Source organism: Delftia sp. K82 (genome assembly GCF_002193035.1).
In the GTDB taxonomy this organism is placed as follows: Bacteria; Pseudomonadota; Gammaproteobacteria; order Burkholderiales; family Burkholderiaceae_C; genus Comamonas; species Comamonas acidovorans.
In genome coordinates this window covers 1,320,612-1,347,380 of record NZ_MYFL01000003.1, presented here as the reverse complement: position 1 = coordinate 1,347,380, position 26,769 = coordinate 1,320,612, and the positions used below count along the sequence as shown (strand labels likewise).

General features: G+C 68.3%; 20 protein-coding genes. 10 read left to right on the top strand and 10 right to left on the bottom strand.

Features of this window, described 5'->3' with window-relative positions; genetic code table 11:
* Window positions 1-29 precede the first annotated feature (29 nt).
* Entirely contained in the window at window positions 30-914 is an 885-nt protein-coding gene (locus KDK82_RS22935; protein ID WP_046239768.1) for a LysR family transcriptional regulator, read from the top strand.
* On the opposite strand, the gene KDK82_RS22930 is transcribed toward KDK82_RS22935, so the two are convergent.
* Genes KDK82_RS22930 through KDK82_RS22920 form a run of 3 tightly spaced genes read right to left on the bottom strand, consistent with a single transcriptional unit; the run spans window position 911 to window position 6,291 of the window.
* On the bottom strand, window positions 911-1,153 hold the full coding sequence (locus tag KDK82_RS22930; protein WP_013803888.1) for a formate dehydrogenase subunit delta: 243 nt from the start codon (window positions 1,151-1,153) through the stop codon (window positions 911-913). The two genes, KDK82_RS22935 and KDK82_RS22930, sit on opposite strands and share 4 nt — an antisense overlap.
* Window positions 1,153-4,098: a formate dehydrogenase subunit alpha gene (gene fdhF / locus KDK82_RS22925; RefSeq protein WP_088166266.1), complete on the bottom strand. Its 2,946-nt coding sequence runs from the start codon at window positions 4,096-4,098 to the stop codon at window positions 1,153-1,155. The genes KDK82_RS22930 and fdhF overlap by 1 nt, the downstream gene beginning before the upstream one ends.
* Before the next feature lie 12 nt (window positions 4,099-4,110).
* Window positions 4,111-6,291, bottom strand: coding sequence for a formate dehydrogenase subunit gamma (locus KDK82_RS22920; RefSeq protein ID WP_088166265.1), 2,181 nt, complete (start codon window positions 6,289-6,291; stop codon window positions 4,111-4,113).
* A 300-nt stretch (window positions 6,292-6,591) separates the two neighbouring features.
* Here KDK82_RS22920 and KDK82_RS22915 point away from each other — a divergent pair, with 300 nt between their 5' ends.
* On the top strand, window positions 6,592-7,035 hold the full coding sequence (locus KDK82_RS22915) for a MarR family winged helix-turn-helix transcriptional regulator (protein ID WP_016449026.1): 444 nt from the start codon (window positions 6,592-6,594) through the stop codon (window positions 7,033-7,035).
* Between the two features lie 61 nt (window positions 7,036-7,096).
* Here KDK82_RS22915 and KDK82_RS22910 read toward each other — a convergent pair whose 3' ends face one another.
* From KDK82_RS22910 to KDK82_RS22890, 5 genes are all read right to left on the bottom strand, one after another.
* Window positions 7,097-7,531 (bottom strand): hypothetical protein, encoded by a 435-nt coding sequence (locus tag KDK82_RS22910; protein WP_088166264.1) that lies wholly within the window; start codon window positions 7,529-7,531, stop codon window positions 7,097-7,099.
* Window positions 7,532-7,761: 230 nt separating this feature from the next.
* Entirely contained in the window at window positions 7,762-9,078 is a 1,317-nt protein-coding gene (locus KDK82_RS22905; protein WP_012203781.1) for an MFS transporter, read from the bottom strand.
* A gap of 353 nt (window positions 9,079-9,431) precedes the next feature.
* Entirely contained in the window at window positions 9,432-12,428 is a 2,997-nt protein-coding gene (locus KDK82_RS22900) for a cytochrome c (RefSeq protein WP_088166263.1), read from the bottom strand.
* Window positions 12,425-12,982: a (2Fe-2S)-binding protein gene (locus KDK82_RS22895; protein ID WP_088166262.1), complete on the bottom strand. Its 558-nt coding sequence runs from the start codon at window positions 12,980-12,982 to the stop codon at window positions 12,425-12,427. Before KDK82_RS22895 ends, KDK82_RS22900 begins: the two co-directional genes overlap by 4 nt.
* Window positions 12,983-13,091: 109 nt before the next feature.
* Complete coding sequence (locus KDK82_RS22890) at window positions 13,092-14,249, bottom strand: FAD-dependent monooxygenase (RefSeq protein ID WP_012203778.1); 1,158 nt, start codon at window positions 14,247-14,249, stop codon at window positions 13,092-13,094.
* Window positions 14,250-14,572: 323 nt separating this feature from the next.
* On the opposite strand from KDK82_RS22890, the gene KDK82_RS22885 reads away from it, so the two are divergent.
* The 5 genes from KDK82_RS22885 (at window position 14,573) to KDK82_RS22865 (ending at window position 20,478) form a co-directional block, all read left to right on the top strand.
* Window positions 14,573-15,361, top strand: coding sequence for an Asp/Glu racemase (locus KDK82_RS22885; RefSeq protein ID WP_012203777.1), 789 nt, complete (start codon window positions 14,573-14,575; stop codon window positions 15,359-15,361).
* A gap of 11 nt (window positions 15,362-15,372) precedes the next feature.
* Window positions 15,373-16,224 carry an alpha/beta fold hydrolase gene (locus KDK82_RS22880; RefSeq protein ID WP_088166261.1) on the top strand — a complete coding sequence of 284 codons (852 nt, stop codon included), beginning with the start codon at window positions 15,373-15,375 and terminating at the stop codon, window positions 16,222-16,224.
* Between the two features lie 50 nt (window positions 16,225-16,274).
* Window positions 16,275-17,360: a hypothetical protein gene (locus KDK82_RS22875; RefSeq protein ID WP_012203775.1), complete on the top strand. Its 1,086-nt coding sequence runs from the start codon at window positions 16,275-16,277 to the stop codon at window positions 17,358-17,360.
* Window positions 17,357-18,058, top strand: coding sequence for an N-carbamoylsarcosine amidohydrolase (locus KDK82_RS22870; protein WP_088166260.1), 702 nt, complete (start codon window positions 17,357-17,359; stop codon window positions 18,056-18,058). The genes KDK82_RS22875 and KDK82_RS22870 overlap by 4 nt, the downstream gene beginning before the upstream one ends.
* 107 nt (window positions 18,059-18,165) lie before the next feature.
* Window positions 18,166-20,478, top strand: coding sequence for a molybdopterin cofactor-binding domain-containing protein (locus tag KDK82_RS22865; protein ID WP_088166259.1), 2,313 nt, complete (start codon window positions 18,166-18,168; stop codon window positions 20,476-20,478).
* On the opposite strand, the gene KDK82_RS22860 is transcribed toward KDK82_RS22865, so the two are convergent.
* Both KDK82_RS22860 and apbC read right to left on the bottom strand, forming a co-directional pair.
* Window positions 20,475-21,434, bottom strand: coding sequence for a LysR family transcriptional regulator (locus tag KDK82_RS22860; RefSeq protein WP_088166258.1), 960 nt, complete (start codon window positions 21,432-21,434; stop codon window positions 20,475-20,477). The two genes, KDK82_RS22865 and KDK82_RS22860, sit on opposite strands and share 4 nt — an antisense overlap.
* Before the next feature lie 19 nt (window positions 21,435-21,453).
* Window positions 21,454-22,545, bottom strand: a complete 1,092-nt coding sequence (gene apbC, locus KDK82_RS22855) for an iron-sulfur cluster carrier protein ApbC (RefSeq protein ID WP_012203771.1) — start codon at window positions 22,543-22,545, stop codon at window positions 21,454-21,456.
* 138 nt (window positions 22,546-22,683) lie between these two features.
* On the opposite strand from apbC, the gene KDK82_RS22850 reads away from it, so the two are divergent.
* From KDK82_RS22850 to metG, 3 genes are all read left to right on the top strand, one after another.
* On the top strand, window positions 22,684-23,244 hold the full coding sequence (locus tag KDK82_RS22850; RefSeq protein ID WP_034398227.1) for a restriction endonuclease: 561 nt from the start codon (window positions 22,684-22,686) through the stop codon (window positions 23,242-23,244).
* 56 nt (window positions 23,245-23,300) lie between these two features.
* Window positions 23,301-24,539: a patatin-like phospholipase family protein gene (locus KDK82_RS22845; protein ID WP_013803901.1), complete on the top strand. Its 1,239-nt coding sequence runs from the start codon at window positions 23,301-23,303 to the stop codon at window positions 24,537-24,539.
* 83 nt (window positions 24,540-24,622) lie between these two features.
* Window positions 24,623-26,689, top strand: a complete 2,067-nt coding sequence (gene metG, locus KDK82_RS22840; RefSeq protein ID WP_088166257.1) for a methionine--tRNA ligase — start codon at window positions 24,623-24,625, stop codon at window positions 26,687-26,689.
* Window positions 26,690-26,769 lie beyond the last annotated feature (80 nt).

Below are 26,769 nucleotides of genomic sequence, written 5' to 3'. Positions count from 1 at the left end.
AATGTTCATGACCCAAACACTGTGATCCCATGACCTTCACCCAGCTCGAAGTGTTCGCGGCGCTGGCCCGCGCCGGCAGTTTCTCGCGCGCGGCAGCGCTGCTGGGCATTACCCAGAGCGCCGTCAGCCATGCCCTGCGCGCGCTGGAAGGCGAGCTGCAGGTGCAGTTGGTGCGGCGCGAAGGCCCTCACTCCCCGCTGACCGACGCAGGCACGCGGCTGCTGCAGCGCGCCAACGACATCCTCCAGCAAAAGGAGGCCTTGCGGCAGGAGGCCGATGCCGAGCGCGGCATGGCGCGCGGCACGCTGCGCGTGGCCTCGTTCGGCGCCACATCTTCGCTGCGTCTGCTGCCCCCGCTGATCACCGAATACCGGCGCCGCCAGCCCGCCGTGCTGGTGCAGATCGACGAGCAAAACGACGACACCGTGGTCAAGTGGCTGCTGGAGCGGCGCGTGGAGATCGGCTTCGTCGTGCTGCCCGACGAGCGCTTCGAGACCGTACCCCTGGTGGAAGACGAACTGGTGGCGCTGCTGCCCGCATCGCACCGGCTGGCGGCCCAGCGCAGCATCCGCGCCGCCGACCTGCAGGGCGAGGCCTTTGTGCGCACCTCGGCCGGGTCGGGCGCGCACATCGACCGCTTCCTGGCCGAGGCCGGTGCCCAGCCTGCGGCCATCTACCACTTCGAGCAGATGTCCTCCATGCAGGGCTTCGTGGCCCAGGGCCACGCCATTGCGATTGCCGCACGCCTGGCCGTGCCCGAGCAGGCGCCTGAAGGCATGGTCTACCGCAGCCTCTCGCCCCGCCAGCGCCGCGTCACCGGCCTGGCCGTGCGCAGCATGGAGCGGCTGTCGCCGGCGGCTGCCGGCTTTGTGGAGCTGGCGCGGGAGATGGCGAAGAAGAAGTGCTTTGGCTAAGCCTGCGCCGCCGACGGCAAGGTCAGCGGATGCAGCACCAGCGCCTCGCGCACGATGGGCTTGAGCGCCTGGGCCTCGTCGGGGCTGGCCAGCACGCGGGCCAGTTCGGCGCGCATGCGGGGCTCCCAGAATTTGCGGATGTGTTCGGCAATGCCCTGCAGGGCCTCGTCGCGCTCGGGCATGGCCTCGAAGAACTCGCCGATGCGGTTGGCCATGCGGACCAGGTTCGCGCTGTCCATCACTTGCCTCCCGCCACGGCCATGCTGCCTGCCTGCGCGGCCTGCGCGGCTTGCAACAGGCCGATCTGCTCTTCGTGCATGCGCGCAAAGCCGCGCTGCCAGTCGGACGGCTGGGCGTGCTGGGGGACGGGCAGCACCTGCACGGCCGTGACCTTGTATTCGGGGCAGTTGGTGGCCCAGTCCGAGCTGTCGGTGGTAATGACGTTGGCGCCCGATTCGGGAAAGTGGAAGGTGGTGTAGACCACGCCGGGCTGTATGCGCTCGGTGACGGTGGCGCGCAGCACGGTCTCGCCCGCGCGGCTGGCGATGCCGACCCAGTCTCCGTCGCGTATGCCGCGGTCCTCGGCGTCATGCGGATGGATTTCCAGCCGGTCCTCGCTGTGCCAGTGGCTGTTGTGCGTGCGCCGGGTCTGGGCGCCCACGTTGTACTGCGACAGGATGCGGCCCGTGGTCAGCAGCAGCGGAAAGCGCTGGGTGACCTTCTCGTCGGTGGCCACGTACTGGGTGATGATGAAGCGGCCCTTGCCGCGCACGAAGCGGTCCCTGTGCATGATGGAAGTGCCGGCCTCTTCGGTGCTGTCATTGCAGGGCCATTGCACGCTGCCCAGCCGGTCGATCTTGTCGTAGTTCACGCCTGCAAAGCTGGGCGTGAGCGCGGCGATCTCGGCCATGATCTCGCTCGGGTGCGTGTAGTGCATGGCGTAGCCCAGCGCATTGGCCAGCAGCTGGGTGACCTCCCAATCGGCATGGCCGGCCAGCGGCGCCATGACCTTGCGCACGCGCGAGATGCGGCGCTCGGCATTGGTGAAGGTGCCGTCCTTTTCGAGGAAGGAAGCACCCGGCAGGAAGACATGGGCGTACTTGGCGGTTTCGTTGAGGAAGATGTCCTGCACCACCACGCATTCCATGGCCGAGAGCGCGGCCGTCACATGCTGGGTGTTGGGGTCGGACTGCACGATGTCCTCGCCCTCGCAGTACAGGCCCATGAAGCTGCCGGCCAGGGCCGCCTCGAACATGTTGGGAATGCGCAGCCCGGGCTCGGGGCTGAGCGCCACGCCCCAGGCCCCCTCGAACTCGGCGCGCACCGTGCTGTCCGAGATGTGGCGGTAGCCGGGCAGCTCGTGCGGGAAGGAACCCATGTCGCAGGAGCCCTGCACATTGTTCTGGCCGCGCAGCGGGTTCACGCCCACGCCCTCGCGGCCCACGTTGCCCGTGGCCATGGCCAGGTTGGCGATGCCCATGACCATGGTCGAGCCCTGCGCATGCTCGGTCACGCCCAGGCCGTAGTAGATGGCCGCGTTGACGGGAGTGCCCGCCGCGTGGTCCTCGGCACCCAGCGCATACAGGCGCGCGGCGCCGCGCACGAGTTCGGGAGCGACCCCGGTGACCTCGGCCATGGCCTCGGGCGAGTTCTCGGGCCGGGCCACGAATTCCTTCCACTGGGCAAAGGACTTGGCATCGCAGCGCTCGGCGATGTAGTCCTCGGCCAGCCAGCCTTCGGTGACGATGACATGGGCCAGCGAGGTGATCATGGCCACGTTGGTGCCAGGCCGCAGTTGCAGGTGGTAGTCGGCGCGGATGTGGGGCGACTTGACGAGCTCGATCTCGCGCGGGTCGATGACGATGAGCTTGGCGCCCGCACGCCGGCCGTCGCCGCGCAGGCGCTTTTTCATGCGTGAGCCGAACACCGGGTGCGCGGCCGTGGGATTGGCGCCGATGACCATGACCACGTCCGTGTGCTCGATGGACTTGAAGGTCTGCGTGCCGGCCGAGGTGCCATAGGTCTGGCCCAGGCCATAGCCCGTGGGCGAGTGGCACACGCGCGCGCAGGTATCGACGTTGTTGTTGCCGAAGGCCGTGCGCACCAGCTTTTGCACCAGGTAGGCCTCTTCGTTGGTGCAGCGCGAGGAGGTGATGCCGCCAATCGAGTCCTTGCCGTGCTTCGCCTGGATGCGGCGGAACTCGCTTGCCGTGTGGGCAATGGCCTCTTCCCAGCTCACTTCGCGCCAGGGGTCGGTGATCTTCGTGCGGACCATGGGCCGGGTGATTCGGTCCTTGTGCGTGGCATAGCCCCAGGCAAAGCGGCCCTTGACGCAGGCATGGCCCTCGTTGGCCTGGCCGTCCTTCCAGGGCACCATGCGCACGACCTGCTCGCCCTTCATCTCGGCCTTGAAGCCGCAGCCCACGCCGCAGTAGGCGCAGGTGGTGATGGCGCTGTGCCCGGCCTGGCCCAGCTCGGTCACGGTCTTTTCCTGCAGCGTGGCCGTGGGGCAGGCCTGCACGCAGGCGCCGCAGCTGACGCAGTCGCTGTCCATGAAGCTGCCGCCCTGCCCCGCCGTGACGCGCGACTCGAACCCCCGGCCCGAGATGGTCAGCGCAAAGGTGCCCTGCGTCTCCTCGCAGGCGCGCACGCAGCGGTTGCAGACGATGCACTTGCTGGGGTCGTAGCTGAAGTACGGGTTGGAGACATCGACCTCGGCGCGCGCCTGGCCCTTGAAATGGTTGGCGCCGTCGAAGCCGTAGCGCACCTCGCGCAGGCCCACCGTGCCGGCCATGTCCTGCAGTTCGCAGTCGCCGTTGGCGCTGCAGGTCAGGCAGTCCAGCGGATGGTCGGAGATGTACAGCTCCATCACGCCGCGGCGCAGCTCCTGCAGTTGCGGGCTTTGCGTGCGCACCTTCATGCCCGGCTCGGCCGGCGTGGTGCACGAGGCCGGAAATCCCTTGCGGCCTTCGATCTGCACCAGGCACAGGCGACAGGAGCCGAAGGGCTCCAGGCTGTCGGTGGCGCACAGCTTGGGCACGCTGACGCCGCCTTCCATGGCAGCGCGCATCAGCGAGGTGCCCTCGGGAACGCAGACCTCGCGGCCGTCGATCTCCAGGGTGATCAGGCGTTCGGACGGGCTGACGGGCGTGCCCCAGTCGGCTTGCTTCAAATGGTCGAGCATGGTGTTCTCCGTTCAGGCAGCCGCTGCGGCCGTGGTGGACTCGATGCCGAAGTCCTGGGGGTAGTGGTTCAGCGCCGAGCGCACGGGATACGGCGTCATCCCGCCCATGGCGCACATGGAGCCGTACTGCATGGTGTCGCACAGGCTTTCCAGCAGGGCCACCTGGCCGGCGTGGGCGGCAGGGTCGGTGCCGGCGCGCACGATGCGGTCGATGACCTCCACGCCGCGCGTGGAGCCGATGCGGCAGGGCGTGCACTTGCCGCAGGACTCGATGGCGCAGAACTCCATGGCGTAGCGCGCCAGCTGCGCCATGTCGGCCGTGTCGTCGTGCACGACGATGCCGCCGTGCCCCACCACGTTGCCCTTGGCGGCATAGGCCTCGTAGTCCAGTGGCGCATCCCAGTCGGCCGGCGCCACATAGCTGCCCAGCGGGCCGCCCACCTGCACGGCCTTGATGGCGCGGCCGGTGGCCGTGCCGCCGCCGAAGTCTTCCATCAGTTCGCGCAGGCTCAGGCCGAAGGCCTTTTCCACCAGGCCGCCGCGCGCAATGTTGCCGGCCAGCTGGAACGGCAGGGTGCCGCGCGAGCGGCCCATGCCGAAGCCCTGGTAGAAGGCCGCGCCGCGCGCCAGGATCAGCGGCACCGTGGCCAGCGTGATCACGTTGTTGATCACCGTGGGCCGGCCCCACAGCCCCTCGATGGCCGGCAGCGGCGGCTTGGCGCGCACAATGCCGCGCCGGCCCTCGATGCTCTCCAGCATGGCCGTTTCCTCGCCGCAGACATAGCTGCCCGCGCCCTTGCGCACCTCCATGTGGAAGGCCCGCCCGCTGCCGGCCACGTCGCGGCCCAGCCAGCTTGCGGCCTCGGCACGCGCAATGGCCTCGCGCAGGGTGGCGATGGCATGCGGATACTCGCTGCGCACATAGACCAGGCCCTGCGTGGCGCCCACGGCCAGGCCGGCGATGGCCATGCCTTCGATCAGCGTGTAGGGATCGCCCTCCATCAGCAGCCGGTCGGCGAAGGTGCCCGAGTCGCCCTCGTCGGCATTGCAGGCAATGTACTTTTGCGGCCCCGCTGCGGCGGCCACGGTCTTCCACTTGATGCCGGCAGGAAACGCCGCACCGCCACGGCCGCGCAGGCCCGAATCCAGTACCTCCTGCACGATGGCTGCGGGCTCCATGCGCGCCGCGCGCTCCAGCCCCTGCCAACCGCCATGGGCCGCATAGTCGGCCAGGTTCAGCGGATCGATGACGCCCACGCGCGCAAAGGTCAGGCGCTCCTGGCGCGCCAGGTAGGCAATGGCCTCGGTCAGTCCATGGCACAGCGCATGGCTGCCGCCCTGCAGCATTCCGGCATCGATCAGGCCCGGCACCGCATCGGCCGTGACCGGGCCGTAGGCCACGCGGCCTTCGGGCGTCTCGACTTCCACCAGGGTCTCCAGCCACAGCAGGCCGCGCGAGCCGTTGCGCACGATCTGCACCTGAAGGCCGCGCGCCGCGCACTCGCGCTGCAGGGCGCCGGCCACGGCGTCAGCGCCCACGGCCAGCGCGGCGGCATCGCGGGGCACATAGACGCGCACGCCGGGGCCTGCCCCTGCCCCTGCCCCTGCATGCGCAGGCTGGGCCACCGGCTCGCCGGCCTGCTCCGGCTGGCGGCATTGCGCGATGAGTGCATCCAGGCCGTTGGCCGAGACATGCGCATGGGGCTGGCCATCGAGCATCACGGCAGGCGATGACGCGCACAGGCCCAGGCAGTAGACCGGCTCCAGCGTGACGGCGCCATCGGCACTGGTTGCATGCCCATGCCCGTGCCCACTCGATCCGCAGCCCAGCGCCTGGCCTGCGTGGGCCAGCAGCGCGTCCGCACCGCGCGACTGGCAGGCCTCGGCGCGGCAGACCTGCAGCACATGGCGGCCCGCTGGCGTGCTGCGGAAATGGGGGTAGTAGGAGATGACGCCATGCACCTCGGCACGCGAGAGGTTCAGCGCATCGGCGATGCGCGGCACGGCGGCTTCGGGGATATGGCCCAGCATGTCCTGCACGGCGTGCAGCAACTCGATCAGGGGGCCGGGGCGCCGGGCATGGACGGCAATGGCGTGCTCGACGGCCTCGCGCTCATGGGCGCCGAGTGCGCTGCCGGCAACAGCGGCATTGAGGACGGCGATGGGAATGATCTTCCCTTGTGTGGCTGGCATGGGTGTCCCTGCTGGCTTTCGTTGTGGGGAGCGGCGCGGTCCGGTCCGCTGGCGCTTTGTCTCTGATGCCCATTTCAAGCCCTGCTGGACAAGCCGTCAAATTCAAACGGGTGATTGCGCCATTCAATTCCCAAATGAGCTGCCGGGCAGTGCTGCGCCTGCCAAACCAGGCCGTTCGGATGCCGCAGCCAGCGCGGGTTTGCGCCACTTGGCAAATGCGCCCGGCTTGTCGCAAATCACACGGTATTTGGTGTGAATTTTGATAAGCTCACGCGCACCATGAACCACCCGCCATCAGCCATGACGCCACAGGATGGCTATCATTTTTCAGACCAGATCGGCCACCTGCTGCGGCGTGTCTATCAGCGCCACACTGCACTCTTCCAGCAATACATTCCCGACTCGCAGCTCACGGCTGCGCAATTCGTGGTGCTGTGCTCCGTGCGCGACAACAGCGGCAGCTCGCTGGCCGACATCGTCAAGGCCACCGTGATCGACCAAGCCACCATCCGCGGCGTGGTGGACCGGCTCAAGCAGCGCGAACTGGTGCAGGTGGACCATGACCGCATCGACCGCCGCAAGGTCGTCATTAACCTCACCGAGGCCGGCCAGGACCTGGTGCGCGACATGGAGCCCTTCGCCAAGCAGATCACCGAAAGCACCTACGGCAAGCTCAATCCGGCCGAGCGCCTGGCGCTGGATTTTTTGCTCAAGAAGATGCTGGAAGGTGGCGAGGCGGATTGAAGAGCCCCTGTTTTCATGAGGATGGCTGCCAGGCGATTTCAAAGGGCTTGGGCCCTCGCCGTCAAAGCCCCATCAACCCAGGCAGTGCCTTTGCGCACGACCTGTAGCAAAGAAAAAACAGATTCTCACGCCCATCTTCCGGATAGAGATACCCGGCGCCTGCTGCATTGATGCTCCACCCATAGACCACGCCATTGCGCCGCAGCTTCCCACTGAAGGCGCAAGGCAGAATGATCGATTCATAGTGGAAGGTGGAGAAGGAAACTTCGGTTGCCGTGGAGAAATAACGAATGACATCCTTGGGCCGCAGCGTAATTTTCTCGCAGCCCATGGTTTGCCCTTCTCCGACCGAACGATGGATCGAGCCGATCAAAACCACTGGTTCTTCCTGGTTGGCCATCGCCTCTCGGGGAGCGACCAGCACTGAAAGGCAGAGCACAGCCAGGATTGCCGTGGCGACCAGGCCATGCCTGCGATAGCTGCCATTCAATGACATGAGAACAAGGCTCCGCTGGAGATATGGCGCAGCGAATTGCTTGCGCCAGGAGCAGTCATTGTGTCGCATGGACCGGTTGAGCTCACAGGATCTTCAGCCCATGGGAGTTCTCCAGCAAATCGGACAATCCGCACGCCCTGCCTTCGAAAAAGGCCTGATCCTCATTTGGGGAAGCCATGAAAAAAGGCCTGCTTGCGCAGACCTTTTCCATTCGAAGTTCTTTCTCGGCGTCAATCCAGCGCCCGGTTGCGCGATTCCACATCCACGGCCCAGATCGACAGGGCACCACCCACCAGCATGGCGGACAGCACGGCCAGCGCCAGGGTGAAGTGGGTGGCCATGATGGGCGCAATGATGGCCGGGGCGAACAGGCCGCCGAAGCGCGCCACGGCGCCGGCCATGCCCATGCCGCTGGCACGCAGGTCGGTGGGGTAGACCTCGGGGGTGAAGGCATACAGCGCGCCCCAGGTGCCCAGCAGCGAGAAGCTCATCAGCAGGGTGGAGCCGATGACCACGAAGGGCGACGAGCCCAGGCTGTAGAACATGCAGCCGACGGCGCTGAGCAGCAAAAAGCCGATCAGCGTGGGCTTGCGGCCCCAGCGTTCCACGCCATAGGCCGACAGCGCAAAGCCGGGCAGTTGCACCAGGGCCAGCACCACCAGGAAGACCTGGCCGCGCATGAAGGCGAAGCCCTCGCTGCTGAGCTTGACAGGCAGGTAGACGAAGACACCGTAGTAGGCGATGGAGATCAGCGCCCAGGCCAGGAACAGCGAGAGGCTGCGGCGGCGCAGGTCGCCGTTGAACAGCGCGAGGATGGATTTGCGCTCCTGCTTTTCAGGCTGCAGAGCGGGGATTTCCGCGGTGGTGCCGTTGACCTTGGCCACCCGCTGCAGCACCTTGCGCGCCTCCTCGGACTTGCCGTTGCGGTTGAGGAACATGGGCGACTCGGGGATGTAGAAGCGCAGCACCACGCCGATCAGCGCCGGCAGTCCGGTCACGAAGAAGATCACGCGCCAGGCATCGTCACCCCAGGACACGGCCACCAGCGCCAGGATGGCCAGGAAGATGGTGCCCACGGCCCAGAACGATTCCAGCAGCACCAGCCAGCGGCCGCGGCGGTCACTGGGCAGGAACTCGGCCATCATGGTGTAGTCCACGGGCAGCGTGCCGCCCACGCCGATGCCGGTGATGAAGCGCAGCACCAGCAGCCAGGCGAACTCGGGCGCAAAGGCCGAGGCCACGCCCGCAAAGGCGTCGATCACCACGGCCATCATCAGCACCGGGCGGCGCCCGATGCGGTCGGCCAGGCGGCCGAAGACGAAGGCGCCGATCAGCATGCCGATGAAGAAGAAGGTGCCGGTCTGCAGCGCCTCGGGCACGGTCTTGCCGAAGGTCTTGGCAATGGACGGCGCGCTGAAACCGATGGACAGCACCTGCATGGCATCGGCCAGCCAGACCAGCCCGAAGATGACGAACAGCCGATATTGGAACTTGCCGACACCCGCTGTCTGGATGCCTTTTTCCACCGAAATGTATGTAGATGACATGCAGGGACTCCTTTTCTAGCCATCGCAATTGTTGAATCTGTCTTTTCCCAGGCAAGGCCGTTCAGCTTGTGTTGCCGTCTCCTGCCGTGCCTTCCACCCTTCACACATCCGGAGCGAACCGCTCCCTCGGCGCCATCTCCATGGCCCGATGAAAAATTTCCGGATGTCGGTCTCTGCATCCGGGCGATGGGCGCATTGCGGACAGGCTGCACATCGACAGCGCCGCCCGTTGTTGCCCATCACCCGTCCCCAGCATCAGATGTCAGGACCCAGACCCTGGAGAGATTCCAGGGCAAGGTGTCCATATCCGCGGCATCGCCCCTGCCGCCGCCCATTGCTGCCCATTGCCGCCCTCAGTGCGCATGCGCCTGTGCCTGCATGCGCAGCCGGTTAATCGTCTTCGTGTCGTCTGGCCAAGCTTTTTCCTCCGGTGCAAATCGTTCGCGCAAATATCCGAGCAGGTCCGCGATCTGCCTGTCATCCAGGCTGTCCCCGAAGCCGGGCATGTAGCCCAGCGCATCGTCGGCCGGCGCCTGTATGCCGTTCAGGATCACCTGGACCAGGTTGTCGGGGCTGGCCGCGTGCAGGTTGGTGTTCAGGGCCAGCTGCGGCTTGACGCCGAACAATGTGGGACCGCTGCCCGCCTCATGGCAGACCGCGCAGGCGTTCTGGTAGATGCGCTCGCCATTGGCGTGGCGGTCCAGCGCCCTGGCAGGTGGAGCCGCAGGCGCTGCCGCCTGCACGGCGGCCGGTGCCGGCATGGCCGGGGCGGTGGCCTGGGCGGCCTGTGGGGCCTGGCCCGGCAGTTCCATCAGATAGGTGGCCATGGCGCGCACATCGGCTTCGGGCAACTGGGCCAGGCCGTGGATGACGGGCGCCATGGGGCCTGCCGCCACGCCGTGGCGGGCCGAGAAGCCGGTGCGCAGGTACTGGTACAGCTCTTCGCGGCTCCAGGGCAGCTTGCCCCCGGCCAGTTGATTGAGCGCGGGCGCCGTCCAGCCTTCGGCCTCGCCGCCGCCCAAGTAGTGGATGCCGGTCTTTTCCGCACCCAGCGCATTGCGCGGCGAGTGGCAGGCCGCGCAGTGGCCCGCGCCTTCGACCAGGTAGGCGCCCCGGTTCCATTCGGCGCTGCGCGCGGGGTCGGCCTTGAAGGGCGTGGCGTCGTGGAACAGCAGGTTCCAGCCCGCCATGGCCGGGCGCAGGTTGTAGGGGAAGGCCAGCTGCGTCTCGGGCGCCTTGGCCTTCACGGCGGGCTGGGACATCAGGTAGCCGTAGAGGGCCTGCAGATCGCCATCGCTGAGCTTGGCGAAGGCCGTGTACGGGAAGGCCGGATACAGCTGGCGCCCATCCTGGTGGATGCCGTGGCGCATGGCACGCTCGAAGGCCGCGTAGGACCAGCGGCCGATGCCGGTTTCGTTGTCGGGCGTGATGTTGGTGGAGTAGATGGTGCCGAACGGCGTCTCCAGCCCGAAGCCGCCGGCATTGGCCGCGCCTCCCGGGGCGGTGTGGCAGACCACGCAGTCGCCCGCAGCCGCCACCAGGCGGCCGCGCTCCAGGGCCTGCGGCGAGTACAGGGAAACGTCGGGCCCGTCAGTCAGCGGCAGGGTCGGCTTCAGTGGCCAGGCCATGGCCGCCATGCCGGCAAGGCCTGCGGCGCCTGCGGCCAGCCAGCCCCAGCCACGGCCGGGCCGCGCCGCACCGGGCCTGCCGGCACCCTCGCCCGCCAGCGCCAGGCGCAGCTGCTCGGGCTGGAAAGGCACTTCGCGCAGGCGCACGCCTGTCGCATGGTGAATGGCGTTGGCAATGGCGGCGGCGGCGGGCAGCGTGGCCACGCCGTCCAGCGCCAGATTGCCCTGGCGGATGACCGCTATATCGCCGGGCGCATGCTGCGCCAGGTCGGAGCCGGGCTTGGCGATCACATCGAAAGAAGCAGCGGAAGCTGTGGACCCTGTCCAGTCGTCAAAAGCGGGGGCCGCGCCCAGCAGCCGGCGCGCGTCGGCCAGCAGTTGCGGGTCCTGCTGGACGATCTCGGGCCGCGTGCTGGCGGCCTGCGCCGCCTGCAGGCTGCGGCTGTCATGGCCGGCCACGACGCGGGTTACTTCGATCTCGCCCGTTTGCGGGTGCACGGCCACCTCGGCCACCCAGGCGCTCCAGGCATGGAGATCGGCGCCCTGCGCGTCCAGGGTCTGCAGCTGGGCGGTGGCAAAGCCCCGGCCCAGCAGGCGGCCATCGGCACCCTGGTGGGATGGTGCCTGCTGCGATGCCTGCGCACGCTCGGCCACCTGCCGGGCCAGATCGCGCACCGGGCCTTCGGGCAGGTGCTGCAGCCGCCATTGCAGCGGGTCACGGCCCTGATCCAGCGCCTGCTCATGCCAGTGGCTTTCGCGGGCAAAGACCTGGGCGGCATTCAGATCATCGACGCCGGCATGCCGCAGGCTGGCGGCCTGTCGGCGTTCATGCACTTCGCCGGCATCGAGCACGGTGGCCAGAGCTGCGGCGCGCGCCAGCTCGGGCTGGCTCAACAGGCGCGCCATGCTGGGGCGCACGGCCCAGGGCGTGTCGGACAGCAGCAGGTCTGGCTGCGGCGATGCATTGCCCGGCTGAGGCTGCACCACCGTGTCGGCTTCAAGCCCTTGCGAAGGCTGCGCATCCACGCGCAGCACCAGCTCCCGGCTGTCTGCGCTGCCCGCAGCAGTCCAGGCCTCGCAGGCCACGCTGACAGGCCGGCCCACGGCCTGGGACAGCAGGGCCGCATCGGCCGCTGCGTCCATGAGATCCAGCACATGCGGGGTGCCGGCCGCCGTGGCCGGCAGGCTGAACAGCCTCAGCGCGGACTCGGGGCATTGCAGCAATGCGGCCAGTTCGCGGCCGATCATCTGCCGCACCTCGGCGTCACAGGGCGGCAGCCAGACGCTGGCATGACCGTCCAGGCACCACACGGCTGCGCGTGCGGCACCCTCGCAAGACACGGGCGCCGCCATGCGCCAGACATAGCGGCCGGCATCGGGCAGGTCGGCCTTGTCAGCCTTGTCAGCCTTGTCGGTTCTGTCGGCTCTGTCGGCAGCACGGGGCGCGCTGGCGGCCCTGGCTTCCTGCCGGTCGTCCCAGGCAGGGGCCAGGCTGGCAGCGGCCTGCCGGGCATGGACAGGCGCCACGGCCACCACACCCAGAAAATGCCCGCGCTGCACCGCAGTCACCACGCCGGCCATGGCCTGGGCGTCCTGCAGCCTTGCATGCAGGGGCACGCTGCCCCGGTAGCGCAGACCGTCCCAGGCCGCGACGGGCGGGCGCAGCGCCAGGCCGTGCAGCAGGTCGGAAGGCAGGGCGGGAGTGTTGCCGGCCGGGCTCATGGCTGGACCTCGCCCGCGCTGGAAGATGGAAAACCGGAGGGTGCCTGCAGCGCGGCGCGTTGCGCACGCAGCTGCACGGCGCGCAGGGCGGCCTGCATGATTTCCACATGCGTGCCGCAGCGGCACAGGTTGTGGTGCAGCTCGTTGCGCAGCTCTTGCTCGGTGGGATTGGGGTTGCGGCGCAGCAGGGCCTCCACGGTCATGATCATGCCGTTGAGGCAGTAGCCGCACTGGGCCGCCTGGCAGTCGATGAAGGCCTGCTGCGTGGGGCCGGGGCACTGGCGCGAGCCCAGGCCTTCCAGCGTGGTGACCTCGCGGCCCACGGCCGCCCGCACGGGGATCACGCAGGAACGCGCGGCCACGCCATCGATCAGCACCGTGCAGGCGCCGCATTCGCCCAGGCCGCAGCCGTACTTGGGCCCGTTCAGCTCCAGGTCATTGCGCAGCACATGCAGCAGCGCCGTCCCGGGCGCTGCCGGCACCTCGCATGCGCATGCATTGACCTGCAGGCGGATGGGGCTGGGGGTACTGCTTGGATGGACTGGGGTTCCCATGGGACGAGGCTCTTGCAACTTGGCTGCGGTTCAGGATGTCGGCGTTCTGCGGCCGGACAGGAGGGGGGGGGATTCCCTCCCCTCCCCTCGTCCGGCAAGGCAGCGAGTATCAGGCCGCTGCCTTGACCTTGGGCTCGACCAGGGGCACGTTGAACACGTCGTAGCCGAAGCACCAGGACGGATCTTCGTTGGTGCGCAGCCAGGTGTTGTCGTGCGAGATGCGCTGCACCTTGCTGGCGCGCTCGGCACGGTTGGCTTCGTACAGGGCGAAGGCCAGCTCATGGTTGTGCGCGCCGACTTCCTTGAGGCAGCGCGCCAGCATGGCGCCGTCCTCGATGGCCATGGCCGCGCCCTGGGCCATGTGGGGCTTCATGGGGTGGCAGGCATCGCCCAGCAGCACCAGGCGGCCACGGCTCCACAGCGGCAGCGGATCGCGCTCGAGCAGCGACCACTTGGTCACTTCCACGGTGGCGTCGATCAGTGCCTGCACGGTGGGATGCCAGCCCGAGAAAGCCTCGCGCATCTCTTCCTTGCTGCTTTCCAGCCAGCGGTCGTTGAGATCCCACTTCTCGACGGGCACGCCGGTCACGTAGTACAGCTCGTCGGCCTTGCCGGTGACGAAGTAGGTCATCATGTGGCGGTCATCGCTCCACCACTTCACGCAGGCATCGAAGGGCAGCATGCCGGCCTTGACCTCGGGCGTGGGGAACACGGCGCGGTGGGCCAGGTAGCCCGCGTACTTGGGAAGCTCCGGGCCCAGCAGTTCCTCGCGGATGCGGGAGTTCACGCCATCGGCGCCGATGACGATGTCCGCCTCCTCGGTCGTGCCGTCCGCAAAGTGCATGACCACCACGTTGCCGCGGTCCTCCACCTTGGTCAGGAACTTGCCGTAGGCCATCACGCTGTCGGGCAGGGCCTCGACCAGCAGCGCATGGAAGTCGCCACGGTGCACGGTCAGGTAGCTGGCGCCGTATTCCTTGACGGCGTAGTCGCCCAGCGGAATCTGGGCCAGCACGTCGCCCGTCTGCCAGTGGCGGCTGTACCAGTAGTCGGGATGCGAGCCCTGCTCGTTGAGCGCGTCCTCGATGCCGATGCGGCGCAGGATCTTCATCACATTGGGCCCGACGTGGATGCCGGCTCCCAGGCGCGAGAAGCTGGGCGCCTGCTCATAGACGCGGACATTGAAGCCTTCCTGGAGCAGCAGCTTGGCAGCTGCAGCCCCGCCGAGACCGGCGCCGACAACGGCGATTCGAGGGGATTGAGACACAGTTTTCTCCTTGCAGGAATGTTGAAAGCCAGACGGGGCAACCGTTGCTTCGGCGCGTCCTTGCAGGGTGTAGAGCAGGAAGCGTGCCAGGCAACAAAACACTTAATTCAGGTGTATGCGCTTGAATTTTTCAAATCGACGCATGCACCATAGGGCGGCAGAATAAATTGAAGTTCGCCGTTTTTGGTGCAATTTCTGCACCAAATCAGTACAAACCCCGAGAAAATTCTCATTTGCAAGGCGGCACGTCTTTTGCAAGAATAAAGCGTACACACTCAGTTGATTCTGATCAGAAACCCTCGAAACTTCGCAAAGGCAAGTCCATGACCAAAACGTTCCGCATCGGCCAGATCGTCCCCAGCTCCAACACCACCATGGAGACCGAAGTGCCGGCCATGCTGCAGGCCCACTCCACGCTGCGCCCGCAGGACCGCTTCACCTTCCACTCCAGCCGCATGCGCATGAAGAAGGTGCAAAAGGAGGAGCTGGCCGCCATGGACGCCGAAAGCGACCGCTGCGCGCTGGAGCTGAGCGACGCGCGCGTGGACGTGCTGGGCTATGCCTGCCTGGTGGCCATCATGGCCATGGGCAAGGGCTACCACCGCGTCTCGCAGCAGCGCCTGACCGAGCGCACGGCCAGCAATGGCGCCACCGCCCCGGTGATCACCAGCGCCGGCGCGCTGGTGGAAGCGCTCAAGGTCATGGGCGCCAAGAAGATCGCCCTGGTGGCGCCCTACATGATTCCGCTGACCCAGCTGGTCATGGACTACGTGGCCGCCGAAGGCTTCGAGATCGTGGACTGGCGTGCCCTGGAGATCCCCGACAACCTGGACGTGGGCCGCCACGACCCCGCCAAACTGCCCGGCATCGTGGCCGGCATGAACTACGCCGACGCCGACGTGATCGTGCTGTCGGCCTGCGTACAGATGCCCTCGCTGCCGGCCGTGGCCCAGGTCGAGGCCCAGACCGGCAAGCCCGTGCTGACCGCCTCCATCGCCACCACCTATGCCATCCTCAAGGAACTGGGGCTGGACCCCGTGGTGCCGGGCGCGGGCGCGCTGCTGTCGGGCGCCTATCCCTACGACACCGGCACCAGCGCAGCCAAGGCCTGAGGAACACACGCATGACCAGCCACTCCAGCTCCCCCACCCCCAGCACATTCCGCTACGGCGGCAACGTCCACGCCAACGGCATCCGCCAGCACTACCTGCGCTACGGCGGCGCCGAGGGCGAACGCGCGCAGCGCGACGCCGTCATCCTGATCCCCGGCATCACCAGCCCGGCCGTGACCTGGGGCTTCGTGGCCGAGCACCTGGGCCGCCAGTTCGACACCTATGTGCTCGATGTGCGCGGGCGCGGCCTGTCGTCCTCCGGCCCGGGCCTGGACTACAGCCTCGATGCCCAGGCCGCCGACGTGACCGCCTTCGCCCAGGCCCTGGGCCTGCAGCGCTGGGCGCTGGTCGGCCACTCCATGGGCGGGCGCATTGCCGTGCGCGCCGCACGCAGCCAGCCGGCCGGGCTCACGCGCCTGGTCATCGTCGATCCGCCGGTCTCCGGCCCCGGCCGCCGCGCCTACCCGGCCGCCCTGCCCTGGTATGTGGACTCCATCCGCCAGGCCACGCTGGGCATGGATGCCGAGGCCATGCGCGCCTTCTGCCCCACCTGGACCGAAGAGCAGCGCCAGCTGCGCGCCCAGTGGCTGCACACCTGCCACGAGCCGGCCATCGTGCAGAGCTTCGAGGACTTCGGCCGTGACGACATCCATGCCGACCTGCCCCGCATCCAGCACCCGCTGCTGCTGGTCACGGCCGAGCGCGGCGACGTGGTGCGCAGCGAGGACGTGGCCGAGTGGCAAGGCCTGGCACCCCAGACCGAGCATGTGCGCGTGCCCAATGCCGGCCACATGATTCCCTGGGATAACGAGGCCGGGTTCTACGTGGCCTTGGGCGATTTCCTCGGCGCGCGGGTGGACTGAATGTCCAACCGCAGCCCACTCCCATCCATCGCGACACCAAGGAGCCGACCATGTCCGTCAGCGATATCGATCTGATCCACGCCTGGAAGCAGGTGCTCACGCTGTCCCGGCTCGAAGCCGGTCAGACCGTCACCGTGCTCACGGGCGCCGACACGCACCCGCAGACGCTGCGCTGTGCCATTGCCGCCTCCAGCGAAATGGGGGCGCGCGTCAACCGCCTGGACCTGCCGCCCGTCAATGCCGAAAAATCACTGAGCCGCGACTCGCTGGCCTACCTGGGCACGACGCCGCTGACCGGCAACCCCGCCGCCATCGCCGCGCTCAAGGCCAGCGACCTGGTGCTGGACCTGATGACGCTGCTGTTCTCGCCCGAGCAGCACGAGATCCTGCAGACCGGCACCAAGATCCTGCTGGCCGTGGAGCCGCCCGAGGTGCTGTGCCGCCTGGTGCCCACCGAGGGCGACCGTGCGCGCGTGCAGGCCGCATCCAAGCTGATCGAGGCGGCCGGGCAGATGCACATCACCTCGGCCGCGGGCACCGACCTGCGCTGCCGCCTGGGCAGCTTCCCGGCCATCTGCGAATACGGCTTCGTGGACCAGCCCGGCCGCTGGGACCACTGGCCCAGCGGCTTCGTGCTGACCTGGCCCGACGAGGGCGAGAGCAACGGCCGCGTGGTGCTGGACCGGGGCGACATTCTGCTGCCCATGAAGGACTACGTGACCGAGCCCATCGAACTCGTCATCGAAAAGGGCTACGTCACGCGCATCAGCGGCGGCCTGCAGGCCGACATCCTCAAGGAGTACATGGCCTCCTACGAGGACCCCGAGGCCTACGCCGTCTCCCACATCGGCTGGGGGCTGCAGCCGCGCGCCCACTGGTCCATGCTGGCCCACTACAACAAGGAAACCCACATCGGCATGGACGCCCGCGCCTTCGAGGGCAACTTCCTGTGGTCCATGGGCCCCAACAACGAGGCCGGCGGCAGCCGCACCACGGCCTGCCACATCGACATTCCCATGCGCCACTGCTCGGTGGCGCTGGATGGCAAGCCCACGGTCATCGACGGCGTGGTGCAGGACGAGGAAGGACTGGCGCGCGCCGCCAAAAGGTCCAAGCAAGGAAAGGACATCGCATGACAACCGCCACCGCCACCGCCACCACCAGCACGCAAAGCGTTCCCACCGAGGGCGTGCAGGGCGACATCTCTGCTGACATCTCGGTTTATGCACGCCAGGGCTTCGGCACGCCGCTGCCGCTCAAGGCCCCGTTCGGCCTGCTCATCATCGACTTCGTCAACGGCTTTGCCGACCCGGCCGTGTTCGGCGGCGGCAACATCCCCGAAGCCATCGCGCAGACGCAGCACCTGCTGGCCCATGCGCGCGAGCGCGGCTGGCCCGTGGCGCACAGCCGCATCGTGTTCTCGGACGACGATGCCGACCACAACATCTTCTGCCTGAAGGTGCCCGGCATGCTGACCCTGAAGGAAGACAGCCCCAACAGCGCCATCGTGCCCCAGCTGGCCCCGGCCGCTGGCGAATACGTGGTGCGCAAGAGCACGCCTTCGGCCTTCTTCGGCACCATGCTCGCACCCTGGCTGGCCCAGCGCGGCGTGCAGACCCTGCTGGTGGCCGGCTGCGTGACCAGCGGCTGCGTGCGCGCCAGCGTGGTCGATGCCATGCAGTCGGGCTTTCGCCCGCTGGTGGTGGCCGACTGCTGCGGCGACCGCGCCCTGGGCCCGCACGAGGCCAACCTGTTCGACATGGCCCAGAAGTACGCGGCCGTGATGCCGCTGAGCCAGGCCATCGCCGACACCGACGCCCTCGCCGCAGGTTGATCCCACCGCGCCAACGCGCCTATGGGGCCGGCCCTGCGCAGCCGGCCCCGGAGTGCATAACATGCACAGGGCACGCCTGAAAGCGTGCCCGCGAAGAACACCGCCCCATGAACCTGCCCCAGCCCCAAGCCCTGCACGCACAGCTGCTCACGCGAGCCGACACCCTGCTTGTGGTGCGCCAGCCCGTGGCGCCGCCGCGCCCTGCGCCCGGCCAGCCCGGCACGGCCACCGACTATGTGCAGTCCACGCCCGAGGTCTTCGTAGCCGTGCTGGCCGACGAAGCCGCGCCCCAGGGCTGGCGCGCCCTGGCCTTCAACGGCCATGTGGACCTGGGCACGGGCATACGCACGGCCCTGGCGCAGATCGTGGCGGAAGAGCTCGAAGTGCCTTTGGCGCGCCTGGACATGGTGCTGGGCCACACGGCCGCCGCGCCCAACCAGGGCCCGACCATTGCCAGCGCCAGCATCCAGATCTCGGCCGTGCCGCTGCGCCGCGCCGCCGCCCAGGCGCGCGAGCAGTTGCTGGCGCTGGCCGCGCAGCGATGGAGCGTGGCGGCGGACCGGCTCCAGGCGCGGGATGGCGCGGTGCGCTTTGCCGATGGCAGCGATGCCCGCGAACTCGGCTATGGCGATCTGCTGCGCGGCCAGCAACTGCAGCTGACGCTGGCCCCGCCCGATCAGGAAGTGAAGCTCAAGCCCGCCAGCGAATACCGGCTCGTCGGCCGTGGCGCGGCGCGCGTGGACATCCCTGCCAAGGCCACGGGCGAGCTGAGCTTTGTGCACGATGTGCGCGTGCCCGGCATGCGCCATGGCCGCGTCATCCGCCCTCCGCACCCGGGCCGCGACGGTGGCGATTTCATCGGCCGCTGCCTGGTGGCCGTGGAGCGCGACTCCGTGGCCCACCTGCCCGGCAACGTGCAGGTGGTCACCGAGGGCGACTTCGTCGGCGTGGTCGCCGACCGCGAGGAACAGGCCATTGCCGCCATGCGCGCGCTGCGCGTGCAATGGCAGGCCGTGCCGCCAGCGCCTGACTTATCCGATCTGGCTGCGGCGATACGCGCCAATCCCGCCCAGCACCGCTCGCTGGTGGACCAGGGCACTGTGGACGATGCCTTCGCGGGCGTCGGCACGGGCGCGGCCACCGAACTGCGCCGCAGCTACGTCTGGCCCTACCAGATGCATGCCTCCATCGGCCCGTCCTGCGCCGTGGCCGATTTCAGCGGGGGCCGTCTCAAGCTCTGGGCCGGCACGCAGAACCCCCACATGCTGCGCACCGACCTGGACCGCCTGCTGCAACTGGGCGAGGACCGCATCGAGATCGTGCGCCTGGAGGCGGCCGGCTGCTACGGCCGCAACTGCGCCGACGATGTCTGCGCCGACGCCGCCCTGCTGTCCATGGCCGTGGGCGCGCCCGTGCGCGTGCAGCTCACGCGCGAGCAGGAACACCAGTGGGAGCCCAAGGGCACGGCCCAGCTCATGGACGTGAGCGCAGCCATCAATGCCCAGGGAGAACTGCTGGCCTACGACTTTGCCGTGCGCTACCCCTCCAACGACGCGCCGCTGCTGGCCCTGCTGCTCACGGGCCGCATCCCGGGCGAGCCGCGCACGCTGGAGATGGGCGACCGCACGGCCGTGCCGCCCTACCGCTACGCCAGCCAGCGCATCACCTGCCATGACATGGCGCCCATCGTGCGCTCATCCTGGTTGCGCGGCGTCTCGGCCCTGCCCAATTCCTTTGCCCACGATTGCATGATCGACGAGCTGGCCCATGCGGCCGGTGCCGATCCCGTGGACTACCGTGTTCGCCACCTCGATGACCCGCGCGCCGTCGAGTTGATCGAGGCCACGGCCCGCCACGCGGGCTGGCAGCAAAACCAGCCGGGAAGCCGGGGCCGCCCCGGCGCCGACGGCCTGCTGCACGGGCGCGGCGTGGCCTATGCGCGCTATATCCACAGCCGCTTTCCCGGCTTCGGCGCGGCCTGGGCCGCCTGGGTCATCGACATCGACGTAGACCCCACCAGCGGCCGCATCGCCGTGCGGCGCCTGGTCGTGGGCCAGGACACGGGAATGATGGTCAACCCCGACGGCGTGCGCCACCAGATCCACGGCAATGTCATCCAGACCCTGAGCCGCAGCCTGATGGAGAAGGTCGCCTTCAATGCGCAAGGCGTGGCCAGCCGCGAGTGGGGCAGCTACCCCATCATCGGATTCCGCGACCTGCCACCCATTGAAGTGGTGCTGATGCCGCGCCAGGACGAGCCCCCCATGGGCGCAGGCGAATCAGCCTCGGTCCCCGGCCCGGCCGCCCTGGCCAATGCGCTGTTCGACGCCACCGGCCGGCGCTTCTACGCCGCGCCCTTCACGCCCGACGTGGTGCGCGCCGCACTGAATGCCGCGCCAAAGACTGCACAGCCCGCCTAGTTTTTCAGCGCCCCTGCATGCCGCAGGCACTGCGCACGCCAACCGGCGTCGTCCTGCAGTTGCAGCGCCGCCTGCAGCGCGCGCGTGGGCGCCACGCCCTGCTGGGCCATGAAGCCTATGGGGGTGACCAGTTCGGGCGAGCGCAGTGGCCGCGCCACCAGGCCCGGCATGTGGCGCACCGTGGCCACCATGGCGCCGGGCAGCACGGTGGTCATGCCATCCGTTCCTTGCGCCACGGCCATCACCAGGGTCAGCACGGAGTTGGTTTCCATGGCGGGCTGCACGGCCATGTCCACGGCGGCGAAGGCCTCGTCGATCACCGTGCGGTTGTGCATGTCGGGCGTGAGCAGGCACAGCGGCATGCCGGCCACTTCGCGCCAGGCGATGTCGGCGCCAAAGGCAAAGGGCCGGCCCTCGCCCTGCCCATCGCAGCACTCGCGGCACAGCAGGTAGTAGTGCTCCTCGTACTGGGGCCAGGACTGCAGGCGCGGGCCGCGCGGCGGCATGCGCGCGCTGTAGCCCAGGGCCAGGTCCAGCGACAGGTCTTCGAGCCCGCTCTCGATCTCGGCCGAGCTCATGGACAGCACCACGGGCGTGATGCCCGGATGGTGCTCGCGCAGCATGGCCGCAAAGCGCGTGAGCATGGGCATGGCCGTGGGCACGGCCGCCATGCGCAGCTGCCCGCGCAGCGCGCCGGCGGCGGCGCTCAGTTCCTGGCGCAGGCCTTCCTCGGCCCGCAGCATGGCCAGGGCCGTGGCCAGCACCTGATCGCCCTCGGGCGTGAAGCCCGCGAACGAGCGGCCCCGGCGCACGATGACCGTGCCGAACTCTTCCTCCAGCGCGCGCAGCGCATTGGACAGCGCCGGCTGGGTGATGTGGCATGCCAGCGCCGCGCGGCCGAAATGGCGGTGCTCGTTGAGCGCCGCCAGATACCGCATCGAGGTCAGCAGGTTCATGCCGGCAGCGCCAGAAGGGTCAGGTTCCCTGGCTCACCGTGATGGTGGGGAACTTGCTCGTGAAATCGCGTGCCTTGAGCGCCACCTTCACGGCCAGGTCGCGTGCCACCTTCTTGTAGATCTGCGCGGCCTCGCTGTCGGGCTCGGCCACCACGGTGGGCTTGCCGCTGTCGGCCTGCAGGCGGATCTGCAGCGACAGGGGCAGTGCGCCCAGGTAGTCGATGCCGTACTCGGCCGCCATCTGCTTGCCGCCCTCGGCGCCGAAGATGTGCTCCACATGGCCGCAGTTGGTGCAGACGTGGGCCGCCATGTTCTCCACCAGGCCCAGGATGGGCACGCCCACCTTCTCGAACATCTTCACGCCCTTCTTGGCGTCGATCAGCGCGATGTCCTGGGGCGTGGTGACGACCACGGCGCCCGTCATGGGCACGCGCTGGGCCAGCGTCAGCTGGATGTCGCCGGTGCCGGGCGGCATGTCCACCAGCAGGTAGTCCAGATCCTTCCAGTTGGTCTGGCGCAGCATCTGCTCCAGCGCCTGCGTGGCCATGGGGCCGCGCCAGATCATGGCCTGGTCGTTGTTGACCAGGAAGCCGATGGACATGACCTGCACGCCATGGCTTTCCATGGGCTCCATGGTCTTGCCGTCGGGGCTTTCGGGGCGGCCCGAGATGCCCATCATCATGGGCTGGCTGGGGCCGTAGATGTCGGCATCCAGGATGCCCACGCGCGCGCCCTCGGCGGCCAGCGCCAGCGCCAGGTTGGCCGTGGTCGTGCTCTTGCCCACGCCGCCCTTGCCGGACGAGATGGCGATGATGTTCTTGACGCCCGGCAGCAACTGCACGCCGCGCTGCACCGCATGCGCGGCGACCTTGGACGTGATGTTGACCGAGACATTGCCCACGCCCTCGACGGTCTTGGCCGCCGCGACGAACTGGCCGCGCAGCGCCGGCACCAGGCTTTGCGCCGGATAGCCCATCTCCACGTCGAAGGCCACGTCGGCCCCCGTGACCTGCAGGTTGCGCAGGGCGCGGGTGCTCACATAGTCCTTGCCGGTGTGGGGGTCGAGCACGCTGGAGAGCGCGGCCAAGAGCGCTTGTTCTGTGACTGCCATTGCTTTGATTACTCCTAGAGCCGGATAGTCTATCCAAGGCACCATCCCCTCGCTCACGCGAGACAATGCGGGCCTTGCTGCCTTTGCGGCCCCTGTTACCGCCTTTTTCCGCGAAAGATCCGCCCCGTGAAATTCAAGATGGCCCACAACTCCCTGTTCGCGATCCTGCTGCGCTCGCGCTGGTGGATCAGCATCGCGCTGGCCGCGCTGGTGACCCTGGTGTCCACGGCGCTGCTGCCCAAGGACATCGCGCCGTTCGCCGCCATCACCGCCCTGCCCTTCTTCGGCATAGGCTGCGTTGCCGCCTGGCGCCAGCTGCGCGCGCCCAGCCCCGCCAAGGTGGAGCAGGCTCTGGAGATCGCCGCCCAGCAAAGCTGGCGCGAGTTCGCCGATCGGCTCGATCGCGCCTGGCAGGCCGAGGGCTACACCGTGACCCGCCTGTCCGACAAGGATGGCGCCGACTTCGTGCTGGAACGCGAAGGCCGCACCACCGTGGCCAGCGCCAAGCGCTGGAAGGCCGGCGTGCACGGCATGGAGCCGCTGCGCGCCCTGCTGGCCGCAGGCCAGGCGCGCGATGCGGCCACGGTCTGCTACCTGTCGCTGCAGCCGCCGGCCGAGAATGCCGCCGCCTGGGCCAAGCAGCAGGGCATCGCCCTGATCTCCGGCAAGGACCTGGGCTCCCTGCTGGCCAAGGCCTGATCCCTTCGGGGTCATCCCCTGATCTGATGACGGCCGGCGCGCGGCACACTCCAGGCATGCCCGATGCCGCGCCCTCACCCGACTCCAGCCTCCCTCCCCCCAGCACCGGACTGCTGCTCAGCGGCGGCGGCGCCCGCGCCGCCTACCAGGCCGGCGTGCTGGAGGCCATTGCCGAAATACGCCGCGCCTGCGGCCAGCAGCATGGCCCCAATCCCTTCCCCATCCTGGTCGGCACCTCGGCCGGCGCCATCAACGCGGCGGCCCTGGCCTGCGGCAGCGACCATTTCGACCGGGCCGTGCGCCGCATGTCGCGCATCTGGCGCAACCTGCGGCCCGAGGACATCTACCTGTCCGACTCGCTGAGCGTGCTGCGCAGCGGCGCGCGCTGGCTGACCCTGCTGTCGCTGGGCTGGGCCCTGGCGCGCTGGGGCCGCATGCGCCCGCGTTCGCTGCTGGACAACCAGCCGCTGGGCCGGCTGCTGTCGCGCGGCCTGGTTCCGCTGGAACGCCTGCCGCAATTGATCGCGGACGGCCACCTGCGCGCGCTGGCGGTGTCCGCCTCCAGCTACACCACCAGCGAGCACGTGACCTTCTGCCAGGCGCAGGACCAGCTCCAGCCCTGGGTGCGCAACCAGCGCAAGGCCGCAGCCGCCCAGATCACGCACGCGCACCTGCTGGCGTCCTCGGCCATTCCCTTCATCTTTCCGGCCACGCCGCTGCCGCTGGACGGCGCCACCGAATACTTCGGCGACGGCTCCATGCGCCAGACCGCGCCGCTGGCGCCCGCCATCCACCTGGGCGCCGAGCGCATCCTCGTCGTGGGTGCGGGCCGACGCACCGAGCCGCCGGCCAGGCCGCCGCCAGAAGGCGCAAGCTACCCGTCGCTGGCCCACATCGCGGGCCACACGCTGTCCAGCATCTTCCTGGACGCCCTGTCCCTGGACGTGGAGCGCGCCGAGCGCATCAACCAGACCCTGGCCCTGATCCCCCCCGCCGACCGCGAACGCAGCCGGCTGCGCCCCCTGCAGCTGCTGGTCATCTCGCCGTCCGAGCGCATAGACGCCATCGCCGCGCGCCACGTGGGCCAGTTGCCCCTGCCCATGCGCACCCTGCTGGGCGCCCTGGGCGTGCGCCAGGACGCCAGTGACCCGCGCGGCGCCGCCCTGGCCAGCTACCTGTTGTTCGAGCGCAGCTTCACCCGCGAACTCATGGCCCTGGGCCGGCGCGACGCGCTGGCGCGGCGCAGCGACATAGAGCAGTTCCTGGGCTGGCAACGGCCGCTGGTCGCCAACTGACGGCCTGCACGGAAAAGCCATCGCCGCCCCACAACCGCCCAGCCCTTCTAGAATGTCAGGTTCCCCCGAGAAAGCCGCCATCCATGACCGCACGCAAACTCTTCGTCACCACCGCCCTGCCGTACGCCAACGGCAACTTCCACATCGGCCACATCATGGAATACATCCAGGCCGACACCTGGGTGCGTGCGCAGCGAATGCAGGGCAACGCGGTCAACTTCGTGGGCGCCGATGACGCCCACGGCGCGCCCATCATGATTGCGGCCGAGAAGGCCGGCAAGACGCCCCAGCAGTTCGTGGCCGACATCGCCGCAGGCCGCAAGCAGTACCTGGACGGCTTCCACATCGCCTTCGACAACTGGCACAACACCGACGCGCCCGAGAACCATGTGCTGGCCCAGCAGATCTACAGGGACCTGAAGGCTGCCGGCTTCATCGAGACGCGCACCATCGAGCAGTTCTTCGACACCGAGAAGAACATGTTCCTGCCCGACCGCTTCATCAAGGGCGAATGCCCGCGCTGCCACGCCAAGGACCAGTACGGCGACAACTGCGAGGTCTGCAGCGCCGTCTACGCGCCCACCGACCTGATCAATCCCTACTCGGCACTGTCCGGCGCCAAGCCCGTGCTCAAGAGCTCGGAGCATTTCTTCTTCAAGCTGTCGGACCCGCGCTGCGTGGAGTTCCTGACCGAGTGGACCCAGGACGGCCAGCATGTGCAGCCCGAGGTGGCCAACAAGATCAAGGAATGGTTCGGCGTGCGCACCAACCCGGACGGCACGACCAGCGAAGGCCTGGGCGACTGGGACATCTCGCGCGACGCGCCCTACTTCGGCATCGAGATCCCCGATGCGCCAGGCAAGTACTTCTACGTCTGGCTGGACGCGCCCGTGGGCTACCTGGCCTCGCTCAAGAACCTGCTGGACCGCCGTGGCGAGGACTACGAGGCCTACATGGCCGACCCCACGCTGGAGCAGTACCACTTCATCGGCAAGGACATCATCACCTTCCACACGCTGTTCTGGCCCGCCATGCTCAAGTTCAGCGGCCGCAAGACGCCCACCAAGATCTGCGTGCATGGCTTCATGACCGTGAACAACGGCGAGAAGATGAGCAAGAGCCGCGGCACCGGCCTGGACCCGCTCAAGTACCTGGGCCTGCAGATGAACCCCGAGTGGCTGCGCTACTACCTGGGCGCCAAGCTCAACGGCAAGAATGAAGACATCGACTTCAACCCCGATGACTTCATGGCCCGCGTCAACTCCGACCTGATCGGCAAGTACGTGAACATCGCCTCGCGCGCGGCCGGCTTCATCGCCAAGCGCTTCGACGGCCAACTGGGCACGGTCAGCGAAGACGGCCAGGCCCTGCTGGCCCAGCTGCGCGGCCAGAGCGAGGCCGTTGTCCAGGCCTTCGAGAACCGCGACACGGCCCGCGCCGTGCGCGAAATCATGCAGCTGTGCGACCGCGTCAACGAATACGTGGATGCCAACAAGCCGTGGGAGCTGGCCAAGCAGGAAGGCATGGACGCCCGCCTGCAGGACGTGTGCACCACCTGCATCGAGGCCTTCCGCCTGCTGACCATCTACCTGAAGCCCATCCTGCCGGCCGTGGCCGAACAGGTGGAAGGCTTCCTGAACGTGGCGCCGCTGCAGTTCGCCGACGCACAGAACCTGCTGGGCGCCGGCCATGCCATCGGCCTGTACAAGCACCTGATGCAGCGCGTGGACGTCAAGCAGCTGGAGGCCCTGTTCGAGGCCCCCGAGCCCGTGGTCGAGAAGGTCCTGCCCGGTGGCGAGGAAATTGCCGAAACCATCGGCATCGACGACTTCGCCAAGGTGGACCTGCGCATTGCCAAGATCGTGGAATGCAAGCCCGTGGAAGGCTCCACCAAGCTGCTGCAGCTCACGCTGGACGTGGGCGAAGGCAAGACGCGCAACGTGTTCTCCGGCATCTCCAGCATGTACCAGCCCGAGCAGCTGCAGGGCAAGCTCACCGTGATGGTGGCCAACCTGGCGCCGCGCAAGATGAAGTTCGGCATCTCCGAAGGCATGGTGCTGGCAGCCAGCCACGCCGATGAGAAGGCCAACCCCGGCATCTACGTGCTGGAGCCCTTCCCCGGTGCCACACCCGGCATGCGCATACATTGAAATGCCCCCTGAGTCGCTTCGCGCCTTCCCCCTGAAGGGGGGCATACGGGCACCCGGCGACACCCTCGGTGCGGGGCGGC

Bases quoted from the DNA above. Each gene is read 5' to 3' on its own strand.
- KDK82_RS22935 (WP_046239768.1), top strand. From the start codon at position 30: ATGACCTTCACCCAGCTCGAAGTGTTCGCGGCGCTGGCCCGCGCCGGC.
- KDK82_RS22930 (WP_013803888.1), bottom strand. From the start codon at position 1,153: ATGGACAGCGCGAACCTGGTCCGCATGGCCAACCGCATCGGCGAGTTC.
- fdhF (WP_088166266.1), bottom strand. From the start codon at position 4,098: ATGCTCGACCATTTGAAGCAAGCCGACTGGGGCACGCCCGTCAGCCCG.
- KDK82_RS22920 (WP_088166265.1), bottom strand. From the start codon at position 6,291: ATGCCAGCCACACAAGGGAAGATCATTCCCATCGCCGTCCTCAATGCC.
- KDK82_RS22915 (WP_016449026.1), top strand. From the start codon at position 6,592: ATGACGCCACAGGATGGCTATCATTTTTCAGACCAGATCGGCCACCTG.
- KDK82_RS22910 (WP_088166264.1), bottom strand. From the start codon at position 7,531: ATGTCATTGAATGGCAGCTATCGCAGGCATGGCCTGGTCGCCACGGCA.
- KDK82_RS22905 (WP_012203781.1), bottom strand. From the start codon at position 9,078: ATGTCATCTACATACATTTCGGTGGAAAAAGGCATCCAGACAGCGGGT.
- KDK82_RS22900 (WP_088166263.1), bottom strand. From the start codon at position 12,428: ATGAGCCCGGCCGGCAACACTCCCGCCCTGCCTTCCGACCTGCTGCAC.
- KDK82_RS22895 (WP_088166262.1), bottom strand. From the start codon at position 12,982: ATGGGAACCCCAGTCCATCCAAGCAGTACCCCCAGCCCCATCCGCCTG.
- KDK82_RS22885 (WP_012203777.1), top strand. From the start codon at position 14,573: ATGACCAAAACGTTCCGCATCGGCCAGATCGTCCCCAGCTCCAACACC.
- KDK82_RS22880 (WP_088166261.1), top strand. From the start codon at position 15,373: ATGACCAGCCACTCCAGCTCCCCCACCCCCAGCACATTCCGCTACGGC.
- KDK82_RS22875 (WP_012203775.1), top strand. From the start codon at position 16,275: ATGTCCGTCAGCGATATCGATCTGATCCACGCCTGGAAGCAGGTGCTC.
- KDK82_RS22870 (WP_088166260.1), top strand. From the start codon at position 17,357: ATGACAACCGCCACCGCCACCGCCACCACCAGCACGCAAAGCGTTCCC.
- KDK82_RS22865 (WP_088166259.1), top strand. From the start codon at position 18,166: ATGAACCTGCCCCAGCCCCAAGCCCTGCACGCACAGCTGCTCACGCGA.
- KDK82_RS22860 (WP_088166258.1), bottom strand. From the start codon at position 21,434: ATGAACCTGCTGACCTCGATGCGGTATCTGGCGGCGCTCAACGAGCAC.
- apbC (WP_012203771.1), bottom strand. From the start codon at position 22,545: ATGGCAGTCACAGAACAAGCGCTCTTGGCCGCGCTCTCCAGCGTGCTC.
- KDK82_RS22850 (WP_034398227.1), top strand. From the start codon at position 22,684: ATGGCCCACAACTCCCTGTTCGCGATCCTGCTGCGCTCGCGCTGGTGG.
- KDK82_RS22845 (WP_013803901.1), top strand. From the start codon at position 23,301: ATGCCCGATGCCGCGCCCTCACCCGACTCCAGCCTCCCTCCCCCCAGC.
- metG (WP_088166257.1), top strand. From the start codon at position 24,623: ATGACCGCACGCAAACTCTTCGTCACCACCGCCCTGCCGTACGCCAAC.